The 24,990-nt window shown below is 72.6% G+C and carries 22 protein-coding genes; 16 read left to right on the top strand and 6 right to left on the bottom strand.

Translation table 11 applies throughout. The annotated features are described in order from the left end of the window. Positions 1–107: 107 nt before the first annotated feature. Together ACFRFC_RS36175 and ACFRFC_RS36180 are read right to left on the bottom strand one after the other, a co-directional pair. The gene (locus ACFRFC_RS36175) at positions 108–1,520 is read right to left on the bottom strand and encodes a PH domain-containing protein (RefSeq protein WP_382692805.1); all 1,413 of its coding nucleotides are present in this window, start codon (positions 1,518–1,520) and stop codon (positions 108–110) included. 683 nt (positions 1,521–2,203) lie between these two features. Further along, complete coding sequence (locus ACFRFC_RS36180) at positions 2,204–2,707, bottom strand: PH domain-containing protein (RefSeq protein ID WP_382692793.1); 504 nt, start codon at positions 2,705–2,707, stop codon at positions 2,204–2,206. Between the two features lie 58 nt (positions 2,708–2,765). On the opposite strand from ACFRFC_RS36180, the gene ACFRFC_RS36185 reads away from it, so the two are divergent. Further along, positions 2,766–3,917 (top strand): NADH-quinone oxidoreductase subunit D, encoded by a 1,152-nt coding sequence (locus ACFRFC_RS36185; RefSeq protein ID WP_382692791.1) that lies wholly within the window; start codon positions 2,766–2,768, stop codon positions 3,915–3,917. A gap of 67 nt (positions 3,918–3,984) precedes the next feature. Here the strand turns inward: ACFRFC_RS36185 and ACFRFC_RS36190 are convergent, their stop codons facing one another. Continuing rightward, entirely contained in the window at positions 3,985–5,067 is a 1,083-nt protein-coding gene (locus ACFRFC_RS36190; RefSeq protein WP_382692789.1) for an SAM-dependent methyltransferase, read from the bottom strand. A gap of 175 nt (positions 5,068–5,242) precedes the next feature. On the opposite strand from ACFRFC_RS36190, the gene ACFRFC_RS36195 reads away from it, so the two are divergent. The 3 genes from ACFRFC_RS36195 to ACFRFC_RS36205 all read left to right on the top strand — a co-directional run bounded on the left by ACFRFC_RS36195 (position 5,243) and on the right by ACFRFC_RS36205 (position 8,339). Next, positions 5,243–6,445, top strand: a complete 1,203-nt coding sequence (locus tag ACFRFC_RS36195) for a sensor histidine kinase (RefSeq protein WP_382692787.1) — start codon at positions 5,243–5,245, stop codon at positions 6,443–6,445. A gap of 138 nt (positions 6,446–6,583) precedes the next feature. Further along, positions 6,584–7,255: a response regulator gene (locus ACFRFC_RS36200; protein ID WP_382692785.1), complete on the top strand. Its 672-nt coding sequence runs from the start codon at positions 6,584–6,586 to the stop codon at positions 7,253–7,255. A 451-nt stretch (positions 7,256–7,706) separates the two neighbouring features. Next, positions 7,707–8,339 carry an AAA family ATPase gene (locus ACFRFC_RS36205; protein ID WP_382692783.1) on the top strand — a complete coding sequence of 211 codons (633 nt, stop codon included), beginning with the start codon at positions 7,707–7,709 and terminating at the stop codon, positions 8,337–8,339. Between the two features lie 156 nt (positions 8,340–8,495). Here ACFRFC_RS36205 and ACFRFC_RS36210 read toward each other — a convergent pair whose 3' ends face one another. After that, complete coding sequence (locus ACFRFC_RS36210; RefSeq protein ID WP_382692781.1) at positions 8,496–9,599, bottom strand: DUF5937 family protein; 1,104 nt, start codon at positions 9,597–9,599, stop codon at positions 8,496–8,498. Between the two features lie 321 nt (positions 9,600–9,920). Between ACFRFC_RS36210 and ACFRFC_RS36215 the strand changes: the two genes are divergently transcribed. Further along, on the top strand, positions 9,921–10,169 hold the full coding sequence (locus ACFRFC_RS36215) for a hypothetical protein (protein ID WP_382692779.1): 249 nt from the start codon (positions 9,921–9,923) through the stop codon (positions 10,167–10,169). A 46-nt stretch (positions 10,170–10,215) separates the two neighbouring features. On the opposite strand, the gene ACFRFC_RS36220 is transcribed toward ACFRFC_RS36215, so the two are convergent. Then, entirely contained in the window at positions 10,216–11,505 is a 1,290-nt protein-coding gene (locus ACFRFC_RS36220) for a threonine aldolase family protein (RefSeq protein WP_382692777.1), read from the bottom strand. Between the two features lie 171 nt (positions 11,506–11,676). Between ACFRFC_RS36220 and ACFRFC_RS36225 the strand changes: the two genes are divergently transcribed. The 10 genes from ACFRFC_RS36225 to ACFRFC_RS36270 all read left to right on the top strand — a co-directional run bounded on the left by ACFRFC_RS36225 (position 11,677) and on the right by ACFRFC_RS36270 (position 20,621). Beyond that, the gene (locus ACFRFC_RS36225; protein WP_382692775.1) at positions 11,677–12,642 is read left to right on the top strand and encodes a Rossmann-like and DUF2520 domain-containing protein; all 966 of its coding nucleotides are present in this window, start codon (positions 11,677–11,679) and stop codon (positions 12,640–12,642) included. Continuing rightward, positions 12,639–13,631, top strand: coding sequence for a pantoate--beta-alanine ligase (gene panC, locus ACFRFC_RS36230; protein ID WP_382692773.1), 993 nt, complete (start codon positions 12,639–12,641; stop codon positions 13,629–13,631). Before ACFRFC_RS36225 ends, panC begins: the two co-directional genes overlap by 4 nt. Beyond that, positions 13,628–15,373, top strand: coding sequence for an L-aspartate oxidase (locus ACFRFC_RS36235; RefSeq protein ID WP_382692771.1), 1,746 nt, complete (start codon positions 13,628–13,630; stop codon positions 15,371–15,373). The genes panC and ACFRFC_RS36235 overlap by 4 nt, the downstream gene beginning before the upstream one ends. 5 nt (positions 15,374–15,378) lie before the next feature. Then, positions 15,379–16,350 carry a carboxylating nicotinate-nucleotide diphosphorylase gene (gene nadC, locus ACFRFC_RS36240; protein ID WP_382692769.1) on the top strand — a complete coding sequence of 324 codons (972 nt, stop codon included), beginning with the start codon at positions 15,379–15,381 and terminating at the stop codon, positions 16,348–16,350. Positions 16,351–16,364: 14 nt separating this feature from the next. Then, positions 16,365–17,162: a type III pantothenate kinase gene (locus tag ACFRFC_RS36245; protein WP_382692767.1), complete on the top strand. Its 798-nt coding sequence runs from the start codon at positions 16,365–16,367 to the stop codon at positions 17,160–17,162. Positions 17,163–17,978: 816 nt separating this feature from the next. Then, entirely contained in the window at positions 17,979–18,656 is a 678-nt protein-coding gene (locus tag ACFRFC_RS36250; protein ID WP_382692803.1) for a hypothetical protein, read from the top strand. Positions 18,657–18,703: 47 nt separating this feature from the next. Further along, on the top strand, positions 18,704–18,889 hold the full coding sequence (locus ACFRFC_RS36255) for a hypothetical protein (RefSeq protein WP_382692765.1): 186 nt from the start codon (positions 18,704–18,706) through the stop codon (positions 18,887–18,889). A 159-nt stretch (positions 18,890–19,048) separates the two neighbouring features. Next, positions 19,049–19,510, top strand: a complete 462-nt coding sequence (locus ACFRFC_RS36260; protein WP_382692763.1) for a BlaI/MecI/CopY family transcriptional regulator — start codon at positions 19,049–19,051, stop codon at positions 19,508–19,510. A 9-nt stretch (positions 19,511–19,519) separates the two neighbouring features. Further along, positions 19,520–20,062: an amino-acid N-acetyltransferase gene (locus tag ACFRFC_RS36265; RefSeq protein ID WP_382692761.1), complete on the top strand. Its 543-nt coding sequence runs from the start codon at positions 19,520–19,522 to the stop codon at positions 20,060–20,062. Positions 20,063–20,285: 223 nt separating this feature from the next. Further along, on the top strand, positions 20,286–20,621 hold the full coding sequence (locus ACFRFC_RS36270; protein ID WP_382692759.1) for an Lsr2 family protein: 336 nt from the start codon (positions 20,286–20,288) through the stop codon (positions 20,619–20,621). Here ACFRFC_RS36270 and ACFRFC_RS36275 read toward each other — a convergent pair. After that, a complete protein-coding gene (locus ACFRFC_RS36275; RefSeq protein WP_382692801.1) occupies positions 20,600–21,268 on the bottom strand; it encodes a hypothetical protein in 669 nt (222 codons plus the stop codon). The two genes, ACFRFC_RS36270 and ACFRFC_RS36275, sit on opposite strands and share 22 nt — an antisense overlap. 962 nt (positions 21,269–22,230) lie before the next feature. Here ACFRFC_RS36275 and ACFRFC_RS36280 point away from each other — a divergent pair. Then, a complete protein-coding gene (locus ACFRFC_RS36280; RefSeq protein WP_382692757.1) occupies positions 22,231–24,756 on the top strand; it encodes an ATP-dependent Clp protease ATP-binding subunit in 2,526 nt (841 codons plus the stop codon). Positions 24,757–24,990 lie beyond the last annotated feature (234 nt).

The raw sequence follows: 24,990 nt of genomic DNA on the forward strand, positions 1-24,990 counted from the left end.
CGCCGCATAGCGACGGGGCGAAGCAACCAGGCCCGAATTAACCAACAGCATCCCGACGCGTGCCGGGCTCTCGGCGTCTCGGCGGGTTTCGGCGCCGGGGAAGGGGTTTACGCCATCCAGCGGTCGGGCCGGGCGTCCCGGCGGCCCGTGCGGGAGCGCTCCGCCTGTGCGCGCAGCAGCTCCACGGCCTCCTCGGCGGCCCTCAGACGCGCTGTCTCGGTCTGGTTGGCCCCCGTGTCCACATGGACGTCCGCGACGCCCCACAGGCGCTCCCAGGGCCCTTGCGTGAGCCGTACGCTCTGCACCTTCGCGTGCGGGATCAGCGCCAGCTTGCGGCTCACCAGCCCCTGGCGGGTCACGAACACCGAGTCGGTGACCGTGAGCCCGTAGCCGCGCCACCACACCGGCACGCACCAGCGGGCGTGGCGCGGCGGCCGGCTGAGCGCGGACGCGGGGGGCACCATCACGCCGGGCAGCACGCGCGCGATGACGGACTCGGCGATCTCGCGCGGGGCGACCGGCAGCAGCAGCGAGTTGGTCGAACCGGCCACGGCCAGCTCGACCCTGACCCAGCCGCGCCGCCGCCACAGCCACGGCTCGACGATCCGCACGGTCTGCACGCGTCCCGGCGGCACGGTCTCGTGCGCCCGGTCCAGCAGCCCGTGGTCCATGCGCAGCCCGTCCGGGGATTCGGCGAGCGTCCAGTCGTACTCGCTCACGAACCGCCGGATGCTGCTCGTGCCCGCCGCGCCGATCAGCGGCACGCCGGTCACGATCACCGTCCACAGGCTGTTGGTGAAGATCCACAGCATCGTCGGTACGACGGCCGCGGCGGCCAGTGTGCCCCAGGTCGCGCCGGTCAGCACGAGCGAGATCGCGAGGTCGCGCGCCGGTACGCGCAGCAGTTCGCGCGCGGGCGCCTCACCGACCTCGTGGGCCGTCTCCGGTGCGAAACCCGCCGCCCGGGCGAGCAGTTCCGCGCGCAGCGCGCGGGCCTCGCCCTCGCCCAGGAAGGCGAGTTCGTCCTTCTTGTCGGCGCCTATGACATCGAGCCGCAGTTTGGAAACGCCCGCCACGCGCGCGAGGAGCGGCTGAGTGATGTCGATCGCCTGGATGCGTTCCAGCCGGATGTGCGCGGTGCGCCGGAACAGCAGGCCGGTACGGATGCGCAGTTCGGTGTCCGTCACCGCGAAGTGTGTGAACCACCAGGTGCAGAAGCCGTAGAGGGCGGCGGCGGGTATCGCCACGGCCACCACGATCAGCAGGGTCGTCGTGGTCAGCCGGGTCAGGTGGCGCTGCGCCTGATCGGGGTCGTGCAGCGCCCACCCGATGACCACGGCGATCGGCGCCCACGCGCGCCGGAGGGGCGTCACGGGGTGGAGCCGACGCTCGACGAGGGTTCTCGCGGGGGGTGTGACGCCTTCGCCGTCGGCCTTGGCGACGCCTTCGCCGTCGGCCTTGGGGACGGCATCGGCTGGGGCGGGCTCCGCGGTGGCTGCGGCAGCTGCGGCGGGGTCCAGGGCGGTGCCGGCGGACTCCGGGTGTGCTGCGGAGGGCTCCGCGTGGTCCCCGGTCGGCCTGGCGGGGGCGGTGGTCCGCCCCGCCTGATCCGCGCGGTCCGTGGCACCTTCGACGGCGCGTACGGCCTCGTAGGTGCCGTCTGGGGGTGTCGCGGCCTGGCGTTTCGCGCTGCCTGGGGTGTCGTCCTTGCGTGTTGGGTCGCCCGGGGGTGCCTCGGCCTGGCCTGTGGTGCTGCCTGAGGCTGTCGCGGCCTCGTGTCTTGCGCTGCCTGGGGTCGGGTCGGCCTTGCGCCTTGGGCCCGGGGGTGCCTCGGCCTCGCGTATGGAGCCGCCCGGGGCTGTCGCGGCCTCACGTCTTGCGCTTCCCGGGGCCGGGTCGTCCTTGAGCATTGGGCCGCCTGGAGGCGTCTCGGCCTCGCCTCCGCCGCCCGAGGCTGCCGCGGCCTCGCGTGTCGCGCTGCCTGGGGCCGGGTCGGCCTCGCGCTTTGGGCCGCCTGGAGGCGTCTCGGCCTTGCCCCCGCCGCCACCGGAGGCTGTCGTGGCCTCGCGTCTTGCGCTCTCCGGGGCCGGGTCGTCCTCGCCTGTCGGGCCGCCCGGGGCTGTCTCCGCTCCATGTGAGGCCCCCTCCGCTCCACGCGGGGCCCTCTTTGCCCCGCGCGGCCCGCCGTCCGTCCCCGGCGTCGTCACAGCCCCGCCGATCGGGCCTGGCCCAGTTCGGTGAGCCGGTCGCGCAGGCGTTCCGCCTCGGCCGGGTCGAGGCCGGGAATGGTCGCGTCGGTCGCCGCGGCAGCGGTGTGCAGCTGGACACTGGCCAGCCCGAAGTGCCGTTCCACTGGCCCCGAGGTGACCTCCACCAGCTGCATCCGCCCGTACGGCACCACCGTCGTCTCGCGCCACAGCACGCCCCGGCTGATCAGCAGGTCGTCCGCGCGCTCGGCGTAGCGCCAGGAGCGCCAGTTGCGCTCCAGCATCACCCAGCCCCACCCGATCACGGCCAGCGGCAGCGCCGCGAAGGCGGCCCACACGGGGCCCGCCAGCAGCCCAGGCAGCAGCCCGGCGGCCAGCGCCAGCAGGCCCAGCCACACCACCAGCAGCAGTCGCCGCATCCGCAGCAGCCCGGACGGCAGCCCGATCCACACCGGCTCGGTCCGTGCCGCTCCCGCGCTCGGCGGGCTCCCCGTCTCCATGCCGTCAGCCTACGTAGGCCAGACTGAGGACATGACTGCCATGACGCCCAGGACTGCCATGACTCCGACGACGGAGACCATGGTCGGGATCGGCGGCGCCGCGGAGAGCACCGACATGGTGCTCAACATCGGACCGCAGCACCCGTCCACCCATGGCGTGCTGCGGCTGAAGCTGGTCCTCGACGGCGAGCGCATCCTCCGCGCGGAGCCCGTGATCGGCTATATGCACCGCGGCGCGGAGAAGCTCTTCGAGGCGCGCGACTACCGCCAGATCATCATGCTGGCCAACCGCCACGACTGGCTGTCGGCGTTCTCCAACGAACTCGGTGTGGTCCTCGCCGTGGAGCGCATGCTCGGCATGGAGGTGCCCGTCCGCGCGGTGTGGACCCGCACCCTGCTCGCCGAGCTGAACCGGGTCCTGAACCATCTGATGTTCCTCGGCTCCTACCCCCTGGAGCTGGGCGGCATCACGCCGGTCTTCTACGCGTTCCGGGAGCGCGAGGTGCTCCAGAACGTCATGGAGGAGGTCTCCGGCGGCCGGATGCACTACATGTTCAACCGCGTGGGCGGCCTCAAGGAGGACCTTCCCGCCGGATGGGCCTCCCGCGCGCGGGAGGCCGTTTCCGCGGTGCGCTCCCGCATGGACCGCTTCGACGACCTGGTGCTCGGCAACGAGATCTTCCGGGGGCGCACACGCGGGGTGGGGACGCTCACGCAGCAGGCCGTGCACGCGTACGGCGTCAGCGGGCCCATCGCGCGCGCGTCGGGTGTCGACCTCGACCTGCGGCGCGACGAGCCCTATCTCGCGTACGGCGAGCTTCAGGACGTACTGAAAGTGGTGACCCGCGCGGAGGGCGACTGCCTCGCCCGCTTCGAATGCCTGCTCGACCAGACGCACAACGCCCTCGACCTCGCCGACGCCTGCCTGGACCGCCTCGCGGACCTCCCGCCGGGCCCCATCAACCAGCGCCTGCCGAAGGTGCTCAAGGCGCCCGAGGGCCACACCTACGCCTGGACCGAGAACCCGCTCGGCATCAACGGCTATTACCTCGTCAGCAAGGGCGAGAAGACCCCGTACCGGCTCAAGCTGCGCTCCGCGTCGTACAACAACATCCAGGCGCTCACCGAACTGCTGCCGGGCACGCTGGTGGCGGACATGGTGGCGATCCTGGGGTCGTTGTTCTTCGTGGTGGGGGACATCGACAAGTAGGCGCCGAGCGTCGCCTAACACTGCGGCGGAGCCGTGGGTGACCTGTCGGCGCGCCCGGGCCGGCGCCTCAGCCGTCGCGCGCCCCGGGATCGTCGCTCCCGGCCTCCGTGGTTTCCGTGGCCTCCGTGAGCGGGTCCGGGACCCCCACCGGGTGGATCAGCCAGCCGAAGTCGCCGAGGCCGCCCTCGGCGGTCAGCTCGGCCGCCTCCCCAGCGCTCGCCAGGGCGCGTACGTAGCCGGCGGGATCCGTGGTCGCCAGCGCGAGCGGGGGGCGTGCGCCGGTGATGTTGAGGGTGTGCAGGGCATCGCGCTGCCGGAGCACGCGCCCCGTGCGCCCGGCGTTCGCGGCGCACGCGTCCAGTGCGACGTGCGCCGTCACATCGCACGAGCCGTCGGGCACCGGCGCCGTCTCGCGGCCCGCGCGAAAACCGGTGAGCGTGCCGAACGGGGGGCGCGCGTCGGCGGTGTGCGCGTAGTCGACCGCCACCGCGAGCCCCCGCTCGACGCGGGCCACGGCGTCCGCCCAGGCCGCGTCCCGGGGCAGCCCGATCTCGGCCCGCGAGCCCTCCTCCTCTGCCGGTGGCCACCAGCGCGCCAGCCATTCCGCTTCCGCCCCGCCGACCGGCTCCCCGAGCCGCTCGGTGCCGTCCTCCCGTACGAGCACCAGCCGGGCGACGCCCGCGCGGTCGACCTCGGCGACGTCCACGGGCACGTTGTCCAGCCACTCGTTCGCGAACAGCAGCCCCGTCACCCCGGACGGAGGCTCCGCGCGCCATTCGATCCGGGGATCCAGGCCCGCCGGGCGCGCGGCGATCTCCACGCCGTACGCGCGCGTGCGGGCGGCCACCTCCCCGGGTAGCGCGTCCAGGACCCCCGCCGCCAGCTCGCCCCGGCCCGCGCCCATGTCGACGAAGTCCAGCACCTCCGGACGGCCCAGGGCCGCGTCCACCCGGCACAGCAGCCGGGCCACGGCCCCCGCGAAGAGCGGCGAGGCGTGCACCGACGTACGGAAATGCCCGGCGGGACCCTCGGGACGGCGGTAGAAGCCGCGCGGGCCGTACAGGGCGTCGTGCGCCGCCGCCCGCCATCCGCGCCCCCCGTCCGCCATGGACGCCCCATGCGCCCCGTTCATCCCATACGGCCTGTTCATTCCGTCCGCCGCATCGGCCCCGTCCGCCGTATTCGGCCCCGCAGTGTCGTCCGTCACCTCGCCAGGCTAGGCGCTGCGGAAGGTGTGGCCTCCACCTTGGGGAGTAGGCGGAGGGCGTGCGGATCGACCCTCCGGTTGACCCGGGCACACATCACGCTTCCCTACGCTGGGTTACGTGCAGCGCCTCTATGACTTCATCCGCAGACACCCGACCTGGGTCGACGGCTTCTGGGCCATCGTCCTGTTCGGGATCACTGTGGTGAGCTCGGTCGCCGGGCAGACCAACGAGGGGACCGACGCGCCCTGGCTGATCATCCCCGTCGCCCTGCTGCTCAGCCTGGTCGTCCTGCTGCGCCGGCGGCTGCCGGAGCAGATGCTGATCCTCGGCGCGGCCATCGGCGTGGCCCAGCTCACGCTGGACGTGTCGACGTCGACCGCCGACTTCGCCCTGCTGGTGATCGTCTACACGGTGGCGGCGAACGGCGCGCGCTGGGCGTCCCGCTTCGCGCTGGTCGGCGGCCTGTGCGCGGCGCCTGTCGCGCAGGTGCGCTGGCCGATGGCCGAGACGAGCGCGGCGGGCAATGTGGCGGTGGCCGTGCTCCAGACGGTGCCGTTCGCGCTGGCCTGGGTGCTCGGCGACTCGCTGCGCACCCGCCGCGCCTACTTCGCCCAGCTGGAGGAGCGCGCCGCGCGGCTGGAGAAGGAGCGCGAGGCCCAGGCCAAGGTCGCGGTCGCCGCCGAGCGCGCCCGCATCGCCCGTGAGCTGCACGACGTGGTCGCGCACAACGTGTCGGTGATGGTCGTGCAGGCCGACGGCGCCGCGTACGTCCTCGACGCGGCGCCCGACCAGGCCAAGAAGGCCCTGGAGACGATCTCCTCCACCGGCCGTCAGGCCCTCGCCGAGATGCGCCGGCTGCTCGGCGTGCTGCGCACCGGCGAGCACCAGGAGGGCGGTGAGTATGTGCCGCAGCCGGACGTCCAGCAGATCGAGGACCTGGTCGAGCAGTGCCGCACGGCGGGACTGCCCATCGACTTCAAGATCGAGGGGACGCCCCGCCCGCTGCCCAGCGGCGTCGAGCTGACCGCGTACCGGATCGTCCAGGAGGCGCTCACCAACACCCGCAAGCACGGCGGGCCCAACACGGGCGCGAGCGTCCGCCTGGTCTACTTCGACGACGGCCTCGGCCTGCTCGTCGAGGACGACGGCAAGGGCGCCCCGCACGAGCTGTATGAGGAGGGCGGCGCCGACGGCCAGGGCCACGGCCTGATCGGCATGCGCGAGCGCGTCGGCATGGTCGGCGGCACCCTGGACGCGGGTCCCCGCCCCGGCGGAGGATTCCGCATCAGCGCCCTGCTCCCGCTCAAACCCGCGCATTGACGCCGACGCACGCCCCCTGTTGACACCTGTAAGAACCCGCCACCCCGCAAGAACCCGCCACCCGTAAGAAAACCCGCCACCCCGAAAGAACACACCCCCTGCCCCGCCCTCACCGGCCGAAGGAAACGGAAGAGCCCGATGTCGATCCGTGTGATGCTCGTCGACGACCAGGTGCTGCTGCGCACCGGATTCCGGATGGTGCTCGCCGCGCAGCCCGACATGGAGGTCGTCGCGGAGGCGGGCGACGGGGTCGAGGCGCTCCAGGTGCTGAGCGCCACCACCGTGGACGTGGTGCTGATGGACGTCCGGATGCCGAAGCTGGACGGCGTGGAGACGACCCGCCGGATCTGCTCCGACCCCAATCCGCCCAAGGTGCTCATCCTGACCACCTTCGACCTCGACGAGTACGCCTTCTCCGGGCTGAAGGCGGGCGCCTCCGGCTTCATGCTCAAGGACGTGCCGCCCGGCGAGCTGCTGACCGCGATCCGCTCCGTGCACAGCGGGGACGCCGTGGTGGCCCCGTCCACCACCCGCCGGCTCCTCGACCGGTTCGCGCCGATGCTGCCCAGCACCGGCAAGCAGCCCGAGCACAAGGAACTGGACCGGCTCACCGACCGCGAGCGCGAGGTGATGGTGCTGGTCGCGCAGGGCCTGTCCAACGGGGAGATCGCCGCCCGTCTGGTGCTGTCCGAGGCGACCGTGAAGACCCACGTGGGCCGCATCCTCACCAAGCTGGGGCTGCGCGACCGGGTACAGGTCGTGGTCCTGGCGTACGAGACGGGGCTGGTACGGGCCGGGGGGCAGGGGTGACCTCGGGTTCGGCCGCGGGGCCTACTGGCTGACCACGGGTGTGGACGCGCGCCGGCTACGGGTGTGGGCGGGCCGCCGTCTGCGGGTGTGGTCCGACGCTGCTTACGGGTGTGTCCGCGGCGCCGCCTACGGATGTCCTTCGGCGCTGACCCCGGGTGGGCTGGCGCCGACCCCGGGGTGGCCCGCAGGCATGACCGTGACCAGGGCCTGGACCAGGGCCGCCCGCCACGGGACCGACCACGGCCATGCGCACCGAACCGACCCCGCCCCTGCCACGGGACGGCCCCCGCCTCTGCCACGGGACCGACCCCGCCCCTGCCCACGGGACCGCCCCGCCCGTGGACCCGGCTGCCCGACCCCGCCCGTGCCCGCCTCGGCCGACGCGGGCCGGGGACAGAGAGGACCGGCTGACCGGCTGACCGCCGCTCCCGGACGCCGGTAGGGTCTGCGCATGCTCCTGTGGATCAACGGCCCCTTCGGGGGCGGCAAGACACAGACCGCACACGAGATACGGCGCCGGCTGCCCGGCAGCGTGATCTGCGACCCCGAACTCCCCGGCTTCGGCCTGCGCCGCATGCTCCCGCCCGATCTGCGCGGCGATTTCCAGGACCTCGCCGCCTGGCGGCAGGGCGTCGTCGAGGTGCTCGACCTCACCCTCGCCAAGCACGACGGCGTGGTGATCGCGCCCATGACGATCACCGACTCCGGCTACTTCACCGAGACCGTCGGACGCCTGCGCGACCTCGGCCACGACGTCCGGCACTTCACGCTGCTGGCCCGGCGCGAGACCGTGGTGAAGCGGCTGCGTGAGCGCGGCGTCGGGCACCTGCTCCAGCTCGTCGCCGGGAAGAAGACCGCGCAGGGCCGCGAGAGCTGGGCGATGCAGCAGGTCGACCGCTGTCTGGAACGGCTGGCCGAACCCGAGTTCGCCGAGCACCTGTGGACGGACGACACGACCGTCCCGAAGACCGCGGACCGCATCGCCGTCCTGGCGGGCCTGAAGCTGCGCCCCAACAACGAAGGCGCCCTGCGGACCAGGCTCCGGCAGGTCGGCGTCGGCGTGAAGCACATCAGGCTGGACTGAGCAGCGGGGAGGACGCAAGCGGTACGGGGTCGGCGACCGGTGCTGTGTACGTCCCCGTGCCGTACGGAGCCCGCGTCCACGGGCCCGGTGCCGTGTCCGGTGGGCATACGCGCACGCGGGGGTGGCGTGCTCCCGCGCGGCGGGCTTCGCGCCGGGCTATCTGAGCACCCCCTCCAGAAAGTCGCTCCCCAGGCGGGCCACCACCGTCACGTCCAGCTGGTGCAGCACATAGCGTCCGCGTCGGCGGGTCGTGACCAGGCCGGCCTTCTTCAGCACGCCCAGATGGCGGGATATCTCCGGGGCCGTCATGCCGTGGGCCTGGGCCAGCTCGGTCGTCGTGTACGCGCTGCGGGCCAGATGGCGGCAGATGCGCATGCGGACGGGGTGGGACAGCGCAGTCATCCGCAGGCTCAGCTGCTCGACCGAGGGAGGCCGGACCGGCGCCGGGGCGCTGACGGGGTAGTGCAGCAGGGGCTGCCAGCCGTGGCGGTGCAGCACGTTCAGATGAGGGCGGCCCAGGCTGGTCGGCACCAGGAGCAACCGGCCGGTGGAGGCGACACCACGGCCCTCGATCAGCTTGTCCACGACGATCCGGCCGCCCTCCTCGTCGAGCCGCACGGCCGGGGAGACCGCCGCCAGCGCCTCGGCGAGCCCCTTGCGGCGCAGCAGCTCCGTCTTGTGCTGGGCGTCGGACGCGAGCTGCGGACGCAGCTTGGCCCAGGTGTCGGCGAAGAACGCCTCCTCGCAGTCCTCCAGGAACCGCCGCAGCCAGGCCCGGACGCTGGGCGGGTCGTAGAGCAGCCGCTGGGTGAACCGCAGCTGCCGCTGCCCGCGCGAGGCGGCCACCTCCAGGGCACGCGCGTGTCCCGTGCGGCTGTGCAGATAGTCCGGCGGCCGGAGGTCGTACTTGTAGGTGCGGGTGAACTCCAGGGCCGCGTCCACGAACTGGTCGTCCGGCAGCTTGTCCAGAAGATCGAGATCCTCCGCGAGCGTGGCACCCGGCAGGACATCGCCCGGGAGAGCGGCGAACGGCATGAACACATCGGAGTACGTCGAGCGCCACAGGAAGTCGGCCTCGCACATGCGGTCGGCCACGAACGGGTCCAGCCCCGCCGTCACACCCTCGGTCCAGCCGCGCAGCCCCGGGTGATGCTCCGGCTCCCCGAGCGCGTGCAGCGCCATGCACAGCTCGGCCAAGGGGGAGGGAACGACGGCGACCCCCTCCGGCCGCAGCCCCGCGATGTCGATGTGCACGCTCATGCCCCCATGGTGCACCGGCCCACTGACAACGCGGCTGGCCAGCACTTCCCGATTGACGACGCTCGTCAATCGGGGCGACATCCGGGTGAGCCCGGGAGCAGCCTGGAAGGCCCTTCGGCACCTGCGGGGCCCTGGGAGCCCCAAGGTCGTGGCAGACCCAGGTCCTTGCGGCACCGGCCGAGCCCCGAGGGACCCGCCCGACGACGGAGACGGCCCGACCCCCGATCCCCCCCCGACCCCCGACCCCCGGTCACCGACCCCTGATCACCGACCCCCGCCGCCCGCACCCGCACCGGACGCACACCACCAGAGGCGCACGCCATGAGCAGCACGCACCAGTACCTCCTCGACACCTACCGCGCCGCCCGGCTGGGCGACCCCGGGCCCCCGGGCCCCCGGCCCCCGGCCCCCGGCACGCACGACACGCATGTCCTGCGCGAACTGCGCACCTACCGCCGTTTCCGCGCCGCCCTGGCAGGCCGCCCCGCCCACGGCCGCCTGCGCCGGGCCGCCGCCGCCATCACGGGGGCCACCCGGCGCCGCCACACCCAGGCGCGCTCCACGTGCTGACCTCAGGACGGGAGCGATCGGCCAAGTCGCCACAGCCCGGACCGGTCTAGTCGCCCGGGCCGCCCCTCTCGGCCTCCTCCCTGAGCACCGCCACGAACCCGGCGACCGCTGTGCGCACGTCCGCCGGTGTCCACTCCAGCCCCTCCGCGCAGACGTCGATCTCCGTGACGGCGAGGCCGGGGCCGGCCGTGTCCCAGGCGCGGGCGAACAGCAGGGTGCGGCTCTCCTCGGCGTGTCGGACGGCGGCCTCGGCGGCGATGCTGACGTCGTACGGCAGCCAGAGCTGGAACTCGTTGGTGTGCGGCACCTCGGGGTGGACGCGGACCCAGGGCAGCCCGGCCGCGGCGAGGCCCTCGCGCAGGGCGGCGGCGACCACGCGCGCGTGCCGCACATACTCCGGCAGCCGGGGCAGCTCCCGCTCCAGACCGGCCAGGGCCGACAGCACGGTCGGGAACTGGTGGAAGGCCAGGCCGCCGTACCGGTGCCGCCAGGTCTTCGCCTGTTCCACCAGGGTCGCGGGTCCGGCCAGCGCGGCGCCGCCGAAGCCGTTGAGGGACTTGTAGAACGACACGTAGACGCTGTCCGCGAGGCCCGCGATCTCCGGCAGGGAGCGGCCGAAGTGCTCGGTCGTCTCCCACAGGCGTGCGCCGTCGAAGTGCACCACCGCCTCGCGCTCCCGCGCCGCCGCGACGATCTCCGTCAGCTCCTCGAAGGTGGGCAGCACGAAACCGGCGTCCCTCAGGGGCAGCTCCAGCATCAGCGCCCCGAAGGGCTCCTCGAAGTCCCGTACCTCGGCGGCCGTCGGCAACCGGGACTCGCGCGTCAGCCGGACCGGACGCAACCCGCTGACCTCGCTGAACGCATTGCGCTCATGCACCTCGGGATGGGCCAGCGCGTGCAGGGCGACCGTCGGGTCACCGGTGCGCCCCGCCCAGCAGCGCAGGGCGACCTGCTGGGCCATCGTGCCGGTCGGGAAGAACGCGGCGGCCTCCATGCCCAGCAGCCCGGCGACCTTCTCCTCCAGGGCGGCGACGATCCCGTTGCCGTACATGTCGACGGGCTGGTCCAGGTCGTACAGCTCCTCGGCGTCGTCCAGGACCGCCAGACGGTCCCTGACCGAGCTGAACAGGGTGGAGCGGCCGAGTATCCGCCGCGCCCCCCGGTACGCCTTCCTGCGCCGCTCGAAGCGGCGCAGGCGCTGTTCCTCGGCCGACCCCGCCTCCGCCTGCGGTCCGCCGGGTGCCGCCGCGCCCTGTGCGGATGCGCCGTGATCCACGGTGTCCCGCGCCATGTCCGGCCCGCGTACGTCCACCTGCTGCTCAGCCCCATCGGTCATGCCCGGGATCATCCCCCGGCCCCCTTCGTACGGGCATCCGCTTTTGCGGTGCCCCCCGGGCCGGGTACCCACAGGCTGTGGACAGCCGGACGCCCCTGGAACCGATCGCGTTAACATGACGAGAAATCGTCCGGTACCCAGAGCGGACTGGAACGGGAAGGCCGCGGTCGCGTGAGTACAGTTCACCAGCCAGATCCCAGGGACCGCCCCGCGCGGCTCACCGTGGGCGTCGTCGGCGCCGGTCGGGTGGGCCCCGCGCTCGCCCGGTCCCTGCAACTCGCCGGGCACCGCCCGGTCGCCGTCTCCGGAGTCTCCGACGCCTCCCGGCGCCGCGCCGCGCAATTGCTGCCCGACGTGCCCCTGGTGCCGCCCGCCGAGGTGCTCCGCCACGCCGACCTGGTGCTGCTGACCGTCCCGGACGACGCCCTGCCCGGCCTGGTGTCCGGCCTCGCCGAGACCGGCGCCGTACGCCCCGGGCAGCTGCTCGTGCACACCTCCGGCCGGTACGGCGCCCGGGTCCTGGACCCCGCCCTGCGCGCGGGCGCGCTGCCGCTGGCCCTGCACCCGGCGATGACGTTCACGGGCACCGAGGTGGACGTGCAGCGCCTGGCCGGCTGCTCCTTCGGCGTCACCGCGCCCGACGCGCTGCGGATGGCCGCCGAAGCCCTCGTCATCGAGATGGGCGGCGAACCGGAGTGGATCACCGAGGACGACCGCCCGCTCTACCACGCGGCCCTCGCGCTCGGCGCCAACCACCTCGTCACGCTGGTCGCGCAGTCCATGGAGCTGCTGCGCGGGGCCGGGGTCGCCGCGCCCGACCGGATGCTCGGCCCGCTGCTCGGCGCCGCCCTCGACAACGCCCTGCGCTCCGGCGACGCGGCCCTGACCGGCCCGGTCGCGCGCGGGGACGCGGGCACCGTCGCCGCGCACATCGACGAACTGCGCCGGCACTCCCCGGCGATGGTCGCCGGCTATCTGGCGATGGCCCGCGCCACCGCCGACCGGGCGCTCGCCCAGGGGCTGCTCAAGCCGGAACTCGCCGAGGACCTCCTCGGGGTGCTCGCCGAAGGGACCCCCGGCACCGAAGGGACCCCCGGCACCGAGGGGACCCCCGGCGCCGAAGGAGACACCCGATGACCACCACCCTCCTGCGCACCGCCGCCGAACTGCACGCACGCGCGCGGGCCCGGCGCCGGGCCGTCGTGATGACCATGGGCGCCCTGCACGAGGGCCACGCCACCCTGATCCGCTCCGCGCGGAAGACCGCGGGGCCGGACGGCGAGGTGGTCGTGACCGTCTTCGTCAATCCGCTCCAGTTCGGCGCGGGCGAGGATCTCGACCGCTATCCGCGCACCCTGGAGGCCGACCTCAAGGTCGCCGAGCAGGCGGGCGCCGATGTCGTCCTCGCGCCCTCCGCGGACGAGGTCTACCCGGGCGGCGCGCCCCAGGTGCGGATCAGCGCGGGCCCCATGGGGGAGCGGCTGGAGGGTGCCGCGCGGCCCGGGCACTTCGACGGCATGCTCACCGTCGTCGCCAAGCTGCTCCACCTGACCCGCCCCGACGCGGCGCTGTTCGGCCAGAAGGACGCCCAGCAGCTCGCCCTGATCCGCCGCATGGTGCGGGACCTGGACTTCGGCGTCGAGATTCTCGCCGTGCCGACCGTCCGGGAGGAGGACGGGCTCGCCCGGTCCAGCCGCAACCGCTATCTGTCGCCCAGGGAGCGCCGTACGGCGCTGGCGCTGTCCCGCGCGCTGTTCGCGGGCGGCGACCGGCACGCGGCGCAGGAGGCGCTGCGCGCACGGGCGCGGGAAGTGCCCGCCACCCAGGCGCGCGCCGAGGCGCTCAGCGCGCTCGGCGAGTCCCGCGCGGCGGCCGACACCCACGCCGTCGCCCAGGCGGTCCCCGGCGGCCCGGACGCCGTCCGCGCGGCGGCCCGGCTGGTCCTGGACGAGGCCGCCCGACTCAAACCACCCCTCGAACTCGACTACCTGGCGCTGCTCGACCCGGCCGGCTTCACCGAGATCGGGAACGACTTCACGGGCGAGGCGGTGCTCGCCGTCGCCGCGCGGGTCGGCGCGACCCGGCTCATCGACAATCTGCCCCTGACCTTCGGAGCCGCCTCGTGACCAGCACAGGCACCAGCACGGACACCAGCACCGGCATACGGCTGCACGCCCCCGCCCCCGGCTGGTCCATCGACGCGGACGTCGTGGTCGTCGGCTCCGGCGTGGCCGGCCTGACCGCCGCGCTGCGCTGCGAGGCCGAGGGCCTGCGGACCGTCGTCGTCACCAAGGCACGCCTGGACGACGGCTCCACGCGCTGGGCGCAGGGCGGCATCGCCGCGGCCCTCGGCGACGGCGACACGCCCGAGCAGCACCTGGCCGACACGCTGGTGGCCGGCGCGGGCCTGTGCGACGAGGACGCCGTACGGATCCTGGTCACCGAGGGCCCCGACGCCGTACGACGCCTGATCGCGACCGGCGCCCACTTCGACGAGTCGCCCGAGGGCCGCCTGGAACTCACCCGCGAGGGCGGCCACCACCGCCGCCGCATCGCCCACGCGGGCGGGGACGCGACCGGCGCGGAGATCTCCCGCGCGCTCGTGGAGGCGGCACACGCGCGGGGCGTGCGCACCATCGAGAACGCGCTCGTCCTGGACCTGCTGACGGACGCCGACGGCCGCACGGCGGGCGTGACCCTGCACGTCATGGGCGAGGGCCAGCACGACGGCGTGGGCGCCGTCCTCGCCCCCGCCGTGGTCCTCGCCACCGGCGGCATGGGCCAGGTCTTCTCAGCGACCACCAACCCGTCCGTGTCCACCGGCGACGGCGTCGCCCTCGCGCTGCGCGCGGGTGCCGAGGTCAGCGATCTGGAGTTCGTCCAGTTCCACCCGACCGTGCTGTTCCTCGGCCCGGACGCGGAGGGCCAGCAGCCGCTGGTCTCCGAGGCGGTACGGGGCGAGGGCGCGCACCTGGTCGACGCCGACGGCGTGCGCTTCATGGCCGGGCAGCACGAGCTGGCCGAGCTGGCGCCCCGGGACATCGTCGCCAAGGCCATCATGCGGCGCATGCAGGAGCAGGACGCCGAGCACATGTTCCTGGACGCCCGGCACTTCGGTGCCGCCATGTGGGAGCACCGCTTCCCGACGATCCTGGCCGCCTGCCGCTCGCACGGCATCGACCCGGTCCACCAGCCCATCCCGATCGCCCCGGCCGCCCACTACGCCTCCGGCGGCGTGCGCACCGACGCGCGGGGCCGCACGACCGTCCCCGGGCTGTACGCGTGCGGCGAGGTCGCCTGCACCGGCGTGCACGGCGCGAACCGGCTCGCGTCGAACTCGCTCCTGGAGGGCCTCGTCTACGCCGAGCGCATCGCCGCCGACATCGCGGTCCGCCGCGCGACGAACGGCCTGCACGCGCGCGTGCCGCAGCCGCTGCCGCACCCCGAGGTCCCCGAGCACCCCCTGCTCGCGCCCGAGGACCGCTTCGCCATCCAGCGGATCATGACCGAAGGCGCGGGCGTGCTGCGCTCCGCCGCCTCCCTGGAGCGCGCCGCCGACCAGCTCCAGCGACTGCACCGGGACGCGCGCGATGCGCTCGCCGAGAACGGCAAGACCGCCGAGCCCGGCGTCGACACCTGGGAGGCCACCAACCTCCTGTGCGTGGCCCGCGTCCTGGTCGCCGCCGCGCGCCTGCGCGAGGAGACCCGCGGCTGCCACTGGCGTGAGGACCACGCCGGGCGCGACGACACGGCGTGGCGCCGCCACATCGTCGTACGGCTGAATCCGGACCGCACGCTCGCGGTGTGCACCACCGATACCGCAGACTTCCCCCCGACCCGGCAGCAACGGCCATCCCAGGAGCAGTGAGCGCAGTGAGCACCCCCGACCTTCCCCTCGCCCAAGGAGGCGGCTGCGGCGACGGCTGCGCCTGCGGCGCCGACGAGGAATACCCCGAGTGCGGCCTGGATCCCGCGCTCGCCGAGATGCTGGCCGCCGCCGGACTCGATCCCCTGGAGGTCGAGGACATCGCCAATGTGGCCGTCCAGGAGGACCTGGCGGGCGGCGTGGACGTCACGACCGTCGCGACCGTCCCCGAGGACGCCGTCGCCACCGCCGACTTCGTCGCGCGCGAGGCGGGCGTCGTGGCGGGCCTGCGGGTCGCCGAGGCGGTGATCTCGGTGGTCTGCACGGACGAGTTCGAGGTCGAACGTCACGTCGAGGACGGCGACCGCATCGAGGCCGGGCAGAAACTGCTGTCGGTCACCACCCGCACCCGCGACCTGCTGACCGCCGAGCGCAGCGCGCTCAACCTGCTGTGCCGCATGTCCGGCATCGCGACCGCCACGCGCGCGTGGGCGGACATCCTGGGGACCACCGGCACGAAGGTCCGCGACACGCGCAAGACCACACCGGGGCTGCGCGCCCTGGAGAAGTTCGCGGTGCGCTGCGGCGGGGGCGTCAACCACCGCATGTCGCTGTCCGACGCGGCACTCGTCAAGGACAACCACGTGGTCGCCGCGGGCGGCGTGGCGCAGGCGTTCAAGGCCGTGCGCGAGGCGTTCCCCGACGTGCCGATCGAGGTCGAGGTCGACACGCTGCACCAGCTGCGCGAGGTGGTGGACTCGGGCGCTGACCTGATCCTGCTGGACAACTTCACGCCCGGCGAGTGCGAGGAGGCCGTCGCCATCGTCGACGGCCGCGCGGCGCTGGAGGCGTCCGGCCGGCTCACCCTGGGCAACGCCAAGGCGTACGCCGACACGGGCGTCGACTACCTGGCCGTGGGGGCGCTGACGCACTCCTCGCCGATCCTGGACATCGGCCTCGACCTGCGCGCGGCGGAGTAGGGAGCGGGACGGCCATGCTGCTGACGATCGACGTAGGCAACACGCACACGGTGCTCGGCCTGTTCGACGGCGAGGACATCGTCGAGCACTGGCGCATCTCCACGGACGCCCGCCGCACCGCGGACGAGCTGGCGGTGCTGCTCCAGGGCCTCATGGGCATGCACCCGCTGCTCGGCGACGAGCTGGGCGACGGCATCGACGGCATCGCCATCTGCGCGACCGTGCCGTCGGTGCTGCACGAACTGCGCGAGGTGACCCGCCGGTACTACGGCGACGTCCCGGCCGTCCTCGTCGAACCCGGCGTCAAGACGGGCGTGCCGATCCTCACCGACAACCCCAAGGAGGTCGGCGCGGACCGGATCATCAACTCGGTCGCCGCGGTCGAGCTGTACGGCGGGCCGGCGATCGTCGTGGACTTCGGTACGGCGACGACGTTCGACGCGGTCAGCGCGCGCGGGGAGTATGTCGGCGGGGTCATCGCGCCCGGCATCGAGATCTCCGTCGAGGCGCTCGGCGTCCGCGGCGCCCAGCTCCGCAAGATCGAGGTGGCCCGGCCGCGCAGCGTGATCGGCAAGAACACGGTCGAGGCCATGCAGTCCGGCATCGTCTTCGGCTTCGCGGGCCAGGTCGACGGCGTGGTCACCCGCATGGCCCGCGAACTCGCCGACGACCCCGAGGACGTCACCGTGATCGCGACGGGCGGACTGGCCCCGATGGTCCTGGGCGAGTCCTCGGTGATCGACGAACACGAGCCATGGCTGACGCTCATCGGACTGCGGCTGGTCTACGAACGGAATGTGTCCCGTATGTGACACGCCTTTGAGCCATCCGGGGCGCGCGCCCCTATGCGGCCGTTTTTCCCTTCGGCGTGTGCGCGACCCTGAGCCTCCGGTGTGCTCGCGCCCTGAGCCTCCGGCGTGCGCGCTGGGCCTGGGACTTCGGTGCGCGAGCCACCCTGACGCGGTTGGCACGACCCGCCGTCGACGGGACACCGCCCCCGCGCCCAACCCGTGCCACCCCGCTGCACGACCACCCACGGCGGGGGCAGGGGCGGCGGCTGTGGCAGGGGCACGACGGGCGGGACGGCCCGGCGCGCGCTGCCCACCAGGCCCGCCGGACGCGGGGCGGGATGGTGCAGCCGCTGGGGCACAGCCGACGGATGGGGTGGCGGCGCGGACTTCGGCGGGCCGACCTCGCCGGATCGACTCGGTGCGACTCGGTGCGACATCCAGCGGATCGGCTCGGAACGAAGCCGGCGGAGCGGTCGTGGAGGGTCGCCCCGACGGATCACCGGGGCGACCCACCCACTCGCCCGCCCACAAACCCCACCACCCTCCCTGGACGGCCCCATGGCGCTCGCCCCGCGCAAACCGGCACCCTCCCCGCGTGCCTTCTCCGCCCCCACGCGCGCGGGCACCCCATTGGCGGAACGCCCGCCGCAGATTCCCCGGACGCCCCCGAAGAGCACCGAAGCCCCCGAAAAGCCGCCCCGCAGAGCCCGCACCCCGGAAATCGCGCCCCTCCCCCACCCGTGTATCTCCCCACGCCACACCCACCCCCTATGCCAAATTTGTCTGATTAGTGCGTATCTTTGGGATATGCCCACGCCTTACGGATCCCGTGGCGGCATGGCGTTCGGTGGGGAGGAGTTGCGTGTGATTCGGCGCGCTCTCGCCCTCGCCCTGGAACCCGGCCGCACCTCGGACGAGGACGTTCAGGACTGTCTCCGGCTGGCCGAGTCGCTCGACGAGGCGACGCGTGAGGCCGCGCGGCTGCGGGCCTTCCTGGTGGCGGACCTCGCGCGCTACCGGGCCGCGCTGCCCGGCACCGCCGCCGGCTACCTGACGCTCCTGGAGGAGGTCCTGGCCGCCGGGTACCGCCCCGTCGCCGACGACCTCGCCGCCCTGCGCGCCCTGCGCGGCAACCCGGCCGCCGCCGCCCTCCTCGACCGCTGCCGGCTGCTCGCGGAGCGGGACGTGCGCGCCCGTCTCGCGCGGCGTACGGCGCTGCGGACGGGCCGGCCCGACCTCCCGGCCGTCCCGGTCTCCCGGATCCGCCTGACGGCCCTTCCCGGCGGCCTGGCGGACCAGGGCGGGTGGCTCGCCGAACCCGGCGGGAAGCCCGGGGACAAGCGGCCCGCCGAGAAGCCGGACAGACAGCCCGAGCAAAAGCCCGGGAAACGCCCCGAGCGGCCCGCCGCGCCGCAGCCCGCGCGGCGGCCCATCCCCACCCCCGGTGAGGTCTTCCCGCGCCGCAAGCCCCCGCAGCCGCCCTCCGGCCCGCCCCAGCAGCTCGCGGCCGGCTGACGGCACCCCGTCCCGGGCGTCCGGCGGCCCGCGTCTACCCTTGCGCCATGGACTATGTCTCCGCGCTTCTGCCCCCGGTCGTGATGGCCGTCTTCTTCATCGGTGTGATCCGCGTGATCGTGAAGACCCAGGGCGGAACCCAGAAGACCAAGGAGGACGCGGCCGTCGACGCCGCCCTCGCGCGCGCGGAGGGCGTCCAGCAGCCCTCCGCCGCCGCCAGGACCGACGCCTGACAGCTGCCCGAGCGCTGCCCGCGCGGCGTACGGCAGCCATCGCGTGCCCCTTTTGCCCCTATTTTCAGTAAAGGTGCACGTCCAACACGTCATTGCCAAGATCTCCCACTATTGTGCTGAGTTGTGCCTCGCCCATTGGGAGAACTCGAAGACGCGGTCATGACGCGGGTGTGGAAGTGGAACCGCCCGGTCACCGTTCGAGAAGTCCTGGAAGACCTTCAGCAGGAACGGTCCATCGCCTACACCACGGTGATGACCGTTTTGGACAATCTCCATCAGAAGGGCTGGGTCCGCCGTGAGGCGGAAGGCCGGGCCTATCGATATGAGGCGGTCTCCACCAGGGCCGCCTACGCCGCCGCCCTGATGAACGACGCATGGGCGCAGAGCGACAACCCGGCGGCGGCTCTCGTCGCGTTCTTCGGCATGATGAGCGAGGAACAGCGCAGAGCACTCGCGGACGCCGTACGCATGGTCCAGGGGCCGGAAACACCCCAAGAACCGGAACCCGGCCGAGCCGCAGCCGAGAACCCGGGCGAGAACCCCGACGAGAAGCACGGCGAGAACCTGGCCGAGAACCCGGCGGAGAACCCCGGCGCGGCACCTCCGGGCGGCGGGCGATAGCGTCCGTTCATGTCCGCACAGAGCGCAGAGAGCTCCGAAGTCACCGCTAAAGCCATCACCGTCCGACGGGCCCGGACCAGCGATGTACCCGCGGTGCGCGCACTCCTTGACGCGTACGCCCGCGAGCGCATCCTGCTCGACAAAGCGACGGTCACGCTTTACGAGGACATCCAGGAGTTCTGGGTCGCGGAACGCGACGACAACGCCGAGGTGGTCGGCTGCGGCGCTCTGCACGTGATGTGGGAAGACCTCGCGGAAGTCCGCACTCTCGCCGTGAAGCCGGGCCTCAAGGGCAGCGGTGTCGGCCATCAAGTGCTGGAGAAGTTGCTGCACACCGCGCGCTGGCTGGGCGTTCGCCGGGTTTTCTGTCTCACCTTCGAAGTCGACTTCTTCGGCAGACACGGCTTCGTGGAGATCGGTGAGACACCGGTCGACACCGATGTCTACGCGGAGCTGTTGCGTTCTTACGACGAGGGCGTCGCCGAGTTCCTCGGTCTCGAACGAGTGAAACCGAACACCTTGGGCAACAGCCGGATGCTGCTGCATCTGTGATCGGCACGGCATATTCCGCCCGACCCCCTTGCCCAGGTTCCCTATGTCCGAAACGCGTACGTTTCCTGGTGGTCTCAGCCCTGTGAGTCTCTCCCGGGGGTTTGTGTTTTTCCAGCAAAAGCGGTTTGCTTTCCGACGTACTGCGTAGTGCATATAACAGGGAGCGGTGAAACGGCGGACGCCGCACACCCCGGCTCTCACGTTATCGATGAAAGGAAATCCGGTGGCACAGAAGGTTCAGGTCCTTCTTGTCGACGACCTCGACGGCGGCGAGGCGGACGAGACGGTGACGTTCGCTCTGGACGGCAAGACCTACGAGATCGATCTCACGACCACCAATGCGGACAAGCTGCGTGGCCTTCTTGATCCGTATGTGAAGGGCGGTCGGCGTACTGGTGGCCGTGCTTCGGGCGGACGTGGAAAGGCGCGCGCCGCCACCGGCGGCAGCCAGGACACCGCGGCGATCCGCGCCTGGGCGAAGGAGAACGGCTACGAGGTCAACGACCGTGGCCGCGTTCCCGCGACCATTCGCGAGGATTACGAGAAGGCCAACGCCTGAGCGCACGAGCGCCGCAATCGGATGCGGTGGCAGTGAGTGGCCACCGTGTCCACGAGTCGTACGAGATCGGGGGCGCCCCCAACGCCCCCCACGGCCGACAGCGTCGGCAGCGAGGCTTCGACCTCGCACCCCGGCTCGGGGGGCCGCAACCACACGGCGGCCCCCTGCAAGGAGCACCCCGCACATCCCGCAGGCCTTGTACACCCCGTGCATCGCGCGCACGCGCTATGCGTCGCACACCCCGCGCGGAGCGGCCCAGGATCCCCGGCCGTGACCGCCGGGCCCCGCAGGAGCCGTCCGCCGCTGCCCGGCACCGCTTCCGGCCGCGGCCCCGGCACGCCCCCTCTGAGTGCCCCCGGCACGGCTCCCGCCCCCGGCTGCGGCACGGCTCCCGCCCCCGGCTGCGGCACGACTCCCGCCCCCGGCCCCGGCACGACCCCCGCCCTCGGCGCAGCCCACGGCTCCCGCACAACGCACAGCCCCAGCCCCGCGTCCGGTTCCGGGTCCGATTCCGGCAGGGCCGCCCCCGACCGCGGCTCCGCCGCGACACCCGCCCCCGACCGCGGCCCCGCGCGGAAAGGCCCCCCGCCGGCCGCCCCGGCCCCCCTCACCGCCTCCGGGCGACCCGGCCGCAACGGCGCCGTCATCAGCTCGCCGCCCCCGATCGCCACCAGGTCCAGGCCCGAGGCCAGCGCCCCCCACTCAAGCCACTCCAGCAGCCCCGGAAGCTCCTCTGCGGACCCCGCGGCCACCAGCAGCCGCATCCGCTCCCCGCGCTCCCCCCGCCCGCTCACCCGGCCTCCGCAGCCCTCCCGGCCCGCGCCTCCGCAGCCCTCCCGGCCCGCGTCGGCGCCGCACCCCCCGCCCTTTTCGCCTCCCGCGCGCGTCGCGCCCCCCAGGGCCACCGGGGAGCCCGGCGCCAGGTGACGCAGGGCGGCGTGGCCCGCCTCGGCCGGGACGTCCAGGACGTCGAAGCGGACACCGACGCGCAGCCGGAGCGGATCGCCGGGCACTGTCGGCCAGCCCAGTTCGTTCTCGTAGTACCGCTGAATGTCCGGGATGTCCCGGCCACCCGCGGCGAGCGGCCCGCGAGGGCCGGGGACCGTGCCGTACGGGGAAGGGGCGCCAGCCATGCCCAGCGCAACCGGCCGGGAACGGATGGGGTTACGTTGGGTGTGCGTTTGATTGCACAGGGTGCTGGAAATGGGGGCGTGTGGGGGTGCGGAGTGGCGCAAGGTTGTTCGCCCGTAGCGGAGGGAACCAAGGCGCGCGGCATGGAGTGTCAGTGCCGACGGGTAAGACATGCCTAGTGGGAGGGCGCGACACGCGGGAAAGGCTGTCGCGCGTTCGCCATCGGCGTACTCATGACGCGGGTAACTGTCTGGCCTGCGGGAACATCGTCTCGCACCATCGGGTTGGAGCAGTTGTCGGCGTTCGGGGTCAGGAGGCAGCAAATTCGTCTCCGCGAGAGCGGAGGTGATCCGGGCGGAGGTGATCCGGACGGTGTCGGCAGTTGGAATGAGCGGTCCCCGCTTGCGGGACTAAGCTGCGGAAGGACAGAGAGGGGAGCGTCCCCTTACTGCCTGACCGCTCTGAGGAGCGATTAACGATGTTCGAGAGGTTCACCGACCGCGCGCGGCGGGTTGTCGTCCTGGCTCAGGAAGAAGCCCGGATGCTCAACCACAACTACATCGGCACCGAGCACATCCTCCTGGGCCTGATCCATGAGGGTGAGGGTGTCGCCGCAAAGGCCCTGGAGAGCCTCGGCATTTCGCTTGAGGCGGTCCGTCAGCAGGTGGAGGAGATCATCGGTCAGGGCCAGCAGGCCCCGTCCGGGCACATCCCCTTCACCCCCCGTGCCAAGAAGGTCCTGGAGCTGTCGCTCCGCGAGGCCCTTCAGCTGGGCCACAACTACATCGGCACGGAGCACATCCTGCTCGGCCTGATCCGTGAGGGCGAGGGCGTCGCCGCCCAGGTCCTGGTCAAGCTGGGCGCAGACCTCAACCGGGTGCGGCAGCAGGTGATCCAGCTGCTCTCCGGCTACCAGGGCAAGGAGACCGCCACCGCCGGCGGCCCTGCGGAGGGCACCCCCTCGACGTCCCTGGTCCTCGACCAGTTCGGCCGCAACCTCACCCAGGCGGCCCGCGAATCCAAGCTCGACCCGGTCATCGGGCGCGAGAAGGAGATCGAGCGGGTCATGCAGGTGCTGTCCCGCCGTACGAAGAACAACCCGGTCCTGATCGGTGAGCCCGGCGTCGGCAAGACCGCCGTCGTCGAGGGCCTCGCTCAGGCCATCGTCAAGGGCGAGGTGCCCGAGACGCTCAAGGACAAGCACCTCTACACCCTGGACCTCGGCGCCCTGGTCGCCGGCTCCCGCTACCGCGGTGACTTCGAGGAGCGCCTGAAGAAGGTGCTCAAGGAGATCCGCACGCGCGGCGACATCATCCTCTTCATCGACGAGCTGCACACGCTGGTCGGTGCGGGTGCCGCCGAGGGCGCCATCGACGCGGCGAGCATCCTGAAGCCGATGCTGGCCCGCGGTGAACTCCAGACCATCGGTGCGACCACCCTGGACGAGTACCGCAAGCACCTGGAGAAGGACGCGGCCCTGGAGCGCCGCTTCCAGCCCATCCAGGTCGCCGAGCCGTCCCTGTCGCACACCATCGAGATCCTCAAGGGCCTGCGCGACCGCTACGAGGCGCACCACCGGGTCTCCATCACGGACGAGGCGCTGGTCCAGGCCGCCACCCTGGCCGACCGGTACATCTCGGACCGTTTCCTGCCGGACAAGGCGATCGACCTGATCGACGAGGCCGGATCCCGGATGCGTATCCGCCGGATGACCGCGCCGCCGGACCTGCGCGAGTTCGACGAGAAGATCGCCGGCGTCCGCCGCGACAAGGAGTCCGCGATCGACTCGCAGGACTTCGAGAAGGCCGCCTCCCTGCGCGACAAGGAGAAGCAGCTCCTGGCCGCCAAGGCCAAGCGCGAGAAGGAGTGGAAGGCCGGCGACATGGACGTCGTGGCCGAGGTCGACGGCGAGCTGATCGCCGAGGTCCTCTCCACGGCCACCGGCATCCCGGTCTTCGAGCTGACCGAGGAGGAGTCCAGCCGCCTGCTCCGCATGGAGGAGGAGCTGCACAAGCGGGTCATCGGCCAGGTCGACGCCGTCAAGGCGCTGTCGAAGGCGATCCGGCGTACGCGCGCGGGTCTGAAGGACCCCAAGCGCCCCGGTGGATCGTTCATCTTCGCCGGTCCGTCCGGTGTCGGTAAGACCGAGCTGTCCAAGGCGCTCGCCGAGTTCCTCTTCGGTGACGAGGACGCGCTGATCTCCCTCGACATGTCGGAGTTCAGCGAGAAGCACACGGTCTCCCGGCTCTTCGGCTCGCCCCCCGGCTACGTGGGCTACGAAGAGGGCGGCCAGCTCACCGAGAAGGTCCGCCGCAAGCCGTTCTCCGTCGTGCTGTTCGACGAGGTCGAGAAGGCCCACCCGGACATCTTCAACTCGCTGCTCCAGATCCTGGAGGACGGTCGGCTGACCGACTCCCAGGGCCGGGTCGTGGACTTCAAGAACACGGTCATCATCATGACGACCAACCTCGGCACCCGGGACATCTCCAAGGGCTTCAACCTCGGCTTCGCCGCCGCGGGTGACACGAAGACCAACTACGAGCGCATGAAGAACAAGGTCCAGGACGAGCTGAAGCAGCACTTCCGGCCCGAGTTCCTCAACCGCGTCGACGACGTGGTGGTCTTCCCGCAGCTGACCAAGTCCGACATCCTCCAGATCGTCGACCTGATGATCGGCAAGGTGGACGAGCGCCTGAAGGACCGGGACATGGGCATCGAGCTGTCCCAGTCCGCCAAGGAACTGCTGTCCCAGAAGGGCTACGACCCCGTGATGGGCGCCCGGCCGCTGCGCCGGACCATCCAGCGCGAGATCGAGGACTCCCTGTCGGAGAAGATCCTCTTCGGCGAGCTGCGCCCCGGCCACATCGTGGTCGTGGACACGGAGGGCGAGGGCGAGAGCAAGACCTTCACCTTCCGCGGCGAGGAGAAGTCCGCCCTCCCCGACGTCCCGCCCATCGAGCAGGCGGCCGGCGGAGCGGGGCCGAATCTGAGCAAGGAGGCGTGACGATCACGCCGTGAGGGGAAGGGCCGGTGCCGCGGGTTGGCACCGGCCCTTTCTTGTGTGCGGGGGCCGGCCCCCGCTTTCGTTTGCGGTGCCTATTCCCCACGTAGGAAAGGTAGTTCCGTTCGAATGTGACGTCCTCGGTCGTGGGTGCCAGGATCCGGGATCCGGGATCTGGGATCCGGGATCCGGGTCCGCACCACGTCGAATTGTGCGATGACTCTGACTTGTGGGCGG

The sequence above is a fragment of the Streptomyces sp. NPDC056734 genome (assembly GCF_042790455.1).
Taxonomy (GTDB): domain Bacteria; phylum Actinomycetota; class Actinomycetes; order Streptomycetales; family Streptomycetaceae; genus Streptomyces.